A 522-nucleotide genomic window follows, 5' to 3' on the forward strand; every position below is an offset into this window, starting at 1 on the left:
GTGGGATGTGGTTCTTTAAACAAAATTGGTCGTGCTTTTCTGTCCAGATAGTCATGATTTTAAATGCAGAAATATGTCACCACCTAACTGTTAGGTGGTGGGGATGTTAATTGCGATCGCGCTCCAAGTCCCAAATTGCTTTTTCCCAACACCACTGATCTGATTGATTTGGAAACGAAGCTTTCACTTGTCTGACTAGTCTGTAAGCTAAATCCTCATCTCCCCTTACCATCCTCAACAGCTTGCCTTTGGTTGATGAATTAACCCGTTGCTTGAGCTTGGGCTTGGGACTCTTTCTCGTAGTCCGCCTGTAACGGCGCTGTGCTGATTGATGCGAGTCGATAACTAGCCAAGCAAGATACAAAGCCCCTGCCAACATCGCCAGTATCAGTATTAAAATTGGATGGTTCATGATGAGTTAATAACGTGAGTGGTATTAATTCATCATGTAGCTTTTAAGTCTTTCTCTTCAGTGATTTTGGTCATGAGAGCATCAAAAAACCGTCCGACCTGTGGATAGGT

At 43.3% G+C, this 522-nt stretch carries 1 protein-coding gene; it reads right to left on the reverse strand.

Features of this window, described 5'->3' with window-relative positions; all coding sequences use genetic code 11:
* Positions 1–106 precede the first annotated feature (106 nt).
* Positions 107–412, reverse strand: coding sequence for a hypothetical protein (locus ACM0OP_RS24355; protein WP_414530976.1), 306 nt, complete (start codon positions 410–412; stop codon positions 107–109).
* Positions 413–522: the final 110 nt, after the last annotated feature.

It is taken from the genome of Nodularia chucula CCY0103 (genome assembly GCF_963923915.1).
In the GTDB taxonomy this organism is placed as follows: domain Bacteria; phylum Cyanobacteriota; class Cyanobacteriia; order Cyanobacteriales; family Nostocaceae; genus Nodularia; species Nodularia chucula.

Bases quoted from the DNA above. Each gene is read 5' to 3' on its own strand.
- ACM0OP_RS24355 (WP_414530976.1), bottom strand. From the start codon at position 412: ATGAACCATCCAATTTTAATACTGATACTGGCGATGTTGGCAGGGGCT.